Origin of the sequence: Paracoccus sp. 228, from assembly GCF_000967825.1 — a bacterium.
In the GTDB taxonomy this organism is placed as follows: domain Bacteria; phylum Pseudomonadota; class Alphaproteobacteria; order Rhodobacterales; family Rhodobacteraceae; genus Paracoccus; species Paracoccus marcusii.
In genome coordinates this window covers 1-2,440 of record NZ_JYGY01000022.1, presented here as the reverse complement: position 1 = coordinate 2,440, position 2,440 = coordinate 1, and the positions used below count along the sequence as shown (strand labels likewise).

Sequence of the window (2,440 nt, the reverse complement as noted above, 5' to 3'; positions counted from 1 at the left end):
GGACGCCGAGGCCGGTCAAGAAGCCGAAGCCTTGGAGGCGACCAAGACGCGGCAGGATGCCGGGGCCGGTCAAGAAGCCGAAGCACAAACCGGGGTTGTTAAGAAGGGCAGGGACAAGAACAAGAGAAGCACCGAAGTTGCCGGGAAAGAGGCAGGCGAAAATCCAGCGTCCAAACTGGACGGCGCAGAAAAACGCGAAATTGCTTTAGACGTTGCCGCTAAAAGTGAGCATGGAGACGCGCTAGAGGCTCTGGAACAACACGGCTTCGCAATGCGCGATGTGATTGTGAAAGCCGGACGCCGCGCAACGGGCCGGTTCGAGCTGAAACCAGACTTCGTGCCAAAACCAGAAGCCAAGCGACTTCCAGTGCGAGTGGGGGGCTACCACACCACCAAAAGGGTGCCGGCTACGATTCTTGATGATCTTCGCCAGCACCACGATCCCCTGCGACTGAAATCAGACGGCGCAATGGTGCGAGGACAGTTCGAACCCTTGTTCTGGGCGTGCCTCGATGAAGTAATCGAAGAGCTGCAAGGAAAGAAGGGCTAGAAGGCGCGGCAAGCCGCGCCACGATTTTTCCTAGAAGGGGGAAGGAGTTTCGGCTTCCTTCCCCCTGAAGCAAAATAGACAGGGCCGTGTTGTCGGCTTCGCCTCCTGCCCGCACCAACCCTGTCGATTTTGCTTCACCCCCATCCTCTCACGCTCGCCGCTCAGCAGGGGTAAGCGGACGCTTACCCCACATCCGATTATCCGGGCGGGGAAACAGGCGCTCCGTGTGCAAATGCAGCGATGGAGTGAACACAGTGCCGAGGAAACCAAGACTGGAAGCTGAAGCAACGAAGCGCATCCTGGACGCCACAACCCGTGAAGTCGTTGGATGGCTCTACGTATGGAACACGGGCGAGGCCCTGCCGTTCTGGTTGAACGGGCGAAGGGACAATATTGTCTATGACTAAAACCACGGCCTGCCATACTGGAATCAAAGGAGAGAAACCATGTTCCGCCAGCCATTGCTGATTACTGCCCTGATCTGTGGCCTTCCTCTGTCGGCAGGAGCTTGGGAACACAGCCATGAACGCGGCGTCGATCTCTACCAAGCAGGTAGCAGCGAACTGATGGTGTCGCTCGTCTGCGATCCTAACAGCGTTTATGGCACCACCAATAGCGGGGTACTTCTTGAAGTCGGTGCAAACCCTGACCTGTCGGGTCCGGTCGAACTCATATTTCCCGATGGAAACCGCGTCAAAGCTGAGTTGGATCATGGGCGATTTGGCAAAGCAGAGGCCGATGAAGCCGCATGGCAGACTACCCTTGACGGGTTGCGCGCACATCAGTCGATGACGGTATCAATCGACGGTGAAATTATCGGTGTGGAGCTGGGTGAGCCCATGCCCTTCACCTGCACCTGACCAGGGCCGAAGGCCCTTCGGCGCGAAGCGCCAGGCGGGGGGCGGGGACGTGCGGCAGCACGTTTCCGCCCCGCGTCAACTTAAAGTCGCCGCAAAAGGAAACCCCCGCCGAAGCGGGGGCAGGCATCATATCGCGCCTACAAGCCGCTCCCCGCGTTCCGGGTGCATTTCATAGATAAGAACCTCGATGCCAAGGCGGGCGGCGCGGCGTCTGCCGCGCCGCTCCGCTTCGCTCAGGGTGGTGCAGAGGATAGGCAAGTCGTCGGGATCGTCGCGAATTTCGTAGGTCGTCACAGCTCGATCCCCGGCTTGAGGTTTCCATCCCGGTCCAGCCAACCGCGCGCCTCCGCGCAACCGATGCAGATGCAGGTTCCGGCTCCCCCGACCGTGACAGGGGCCAGATAGACCGGGGGATTGGTCGTGCCGCATTTGCGGCACGACAGCTCGGGCAGGGGGCCGCTCACGCGGCCGCCCTTTCTTCTTCGACGTGCTGCTGCTTGGTCAGCAGGTCAACGGCTTTCTGGGCCTCGCTGGCGGCTTTGAAAATCAGACGTTTGTCGTCATTCAAGGCACGCAGCCAACTCTTGATATATGCGCCGGACTGTCCAAAATCAGGCGTCAGGCCAAGCTTTGCGCAAAGCATGGCATTTCCCAATTCCGCCACCATTTCCTCGAACGCATACCCTTTGCGGTCATTAAAGCGGGAAAAGCGGTCAAGGCGGGTGCTATGGCCTGTGGCGTGGATTTCCTCGTGGGCCAGCGTCCCATAATAGCCCGCCGCATCATGAAAGGTGGCAATCGGCGGCATGTGGATGTAGTCGGCCGTGGGGTTGTAGTAGGCTCGCGGGTCGTCGGTGGTGCGGATTTCCACCCCGATCTCTGCAAAGAAAGCATCAAGCGCCGGGTCGGCTTCGGTCCCAAGGTCACGCGCGGCCTCGGCGGGGCTGCCATAGTATTCCGGGGCCAGCCCCTCGATCTGCTCGGCGTTGAACACGCTGTAAGATTTCAGGTAGGGCAGGCGGCGTTCCTC

General features: G+C 59.8%; 5 protein-coding genes. 2 read left to right on the top strand and 3 right to left on the bottom strand.

All coding sequences use genetic code 11. From position 1 onward, the window contains the following. Together SY26_RS21760 and SY26_RS19605 are read left to right on the top strand one after the other, a co-directional pair. Positions 1-550: hypothetical protein (locus SY26_RS21760; RefSeq protein WP_046001968.1), on the top strand; the 550-nt coding region annotated here is incomplete at its 5' end. 446 nt (positions 551-996) lie between these two features. Then, a complete protein-coding gene (locus SY26_RS19605) occupies positions 997-1,410 on the top strand; it encodes a hypothetical protein (protein WP_046001967.1) in 414 nt (137 codons plus the stop codon). Between the two features lie 126 nt (positions 1,411-1,536). Here the strand turns inward: SY26_RS19605 and SY26_RS21460 are convergent, their stop codons facing one another. The 3 genes from SY26_RS21460 to SY26_RS21755 all read right to left on the bottom strand — a co-directional run. Further along, positions 1,537-1,704, bottom strand: a complete 168-nt coding sequence (locus tag SY26_RS21460; protein ID WP_157020565.1) for a hypothetical protein — start codon at positions 1,702-1,704, stop codon at positions 1,537-1,539. After that, positions 1,701-1,874, bottom strand: a complete 174-nt coding sequence (locus tag SY26_RS21455; protein WP_157020564.1) for a hypothetical protein — start codon at positions 1,872-1,874, stop codon at positions 1,701-1,703. Before SY26_RS21455 ends, SY26_RS21460 begins: the two co-directional genes overlap by 4 nt. After that, on the bottom strand, positions 1,871-2,440 hold a 570-nt coding region (locus tag SY26_RS21755; RefSeq protein ID WP_046001966.1), incomplete at its 5' end, for an ArdC family protein. The genes SY26_RS21755 and SY26_RS21455, both read right to left, overlap by 4 nt.

Coding starts and splice junctions, on each gene's coding strand:
- SY26_RS19605 (WP_046001967.1), top strand. CDS start 997: ATGTTCCGCCAGCCATTGCTGATTACTGCCCTGATCTGTGGCCTTCCT.